Origin of the sequence: Streptomyces africanus (genome assembly GCF_002150735.1) — a bacterium.
Lineage (GTDB): Bacteria > Actinomycetota > Actinomycetes > Streptomycetales > Streptomycetaceae > Streptomyces > Streptomyces africanus.
In genome coordinates this window covers 1-901 of sequence record NZ_MUKA01000698.1, presented here as the reverse complement: position 1 = coordinate 901, position 901 = coordinate 1, and the positions used below count along the sequence as shown (strand labels likewise).

General features: G+C 72.8%; 1 protein-coding gene. It reads left to right on the top strand.

Annotated features, from left to right (window positions below):
• The coding region (locus CCL05_RS43500) for a nucleotidyltransferase domain-containing protein (protein WP_086565921.1) at positions 1-768 on the top strand (768 nt) is incomplete at its 5' end.
• Positions 769-901: the final 133 nt, after the last annotated feature.

Genomic DNA, 901 nt, shown 5'->3' with positions numbered 1-901 from the left:
CGCCCGGACCAGACCTTCCTCGACACCACCGCCGACCGCCTCGCCGCCCTCCCCGCCGTCACGGCCGTCACCCTCGGCGGCTCCCGCGCCCAGGGCACCGAACGCCCCGACAGCGACTGGGACCTGGCGATCTACTACCGGGGCGCCTTCGATCCGGAGGACCTCCGTGCGGTCGGCTGGGAGGGTGAGGTCTCCGAGCTGGGCGCGTGGGGCGGCGGCGTCTTCAACGGCGGGGCCTGGCTGACCGTCGACGGCCGGCGCGTGGACGTGCACTACCGCGATCTCGACGTCGTCGAACACGAGGTGGCGCAGGCGGAGCAGGGCCGCTTCCGGGTCGAGCCGCTGATGTTCCACCTGGCGGGCATCCCCACGTACCTGCTCGTCGCCGAACTCGCCATCAACAAGGTGCTGCGGGGCGAACTGCCGCGCCCCGCGGCCTACCCGTCCGCCCTGCGCGAGAGGGCCCCGGCCCATTGGCACGGCATGGCCGCCGCCACCCTCGCGTACGCCAAGGCGGGCCACGCGCCCAAGGGCGCGGTCACCCAGGTTGCGGGCGCGATCGCCCTCGCCGCGACCCAGACGGCGCACGCCGTGCTGGCGGCACGGGGGGAGTGGGTGACCAACGAGAAGGGGCTCGTCGGGCGAGCGGGTCTGCGGGAAGTGGACGTGGTCCTGGGCGCCCTCGCCGGCCCTCCGGACGAGCTCGTGAAGAGGATCACCGACGTGGAGACGCTCCTGAACCGGGCCGTGGAGGCAGCGCGGAGCTGACCGGGTACGGCCGTCGCCGATTGCGTCCATGCCGATTGCGTTCATAAAGAACCCGGCTTTCCCGCCCTCCGTCACGTTCCGGAAACCTTTCCTCCAGGAAGCCCGCCTACTGTGGGCATCCCTACCCCCGCCC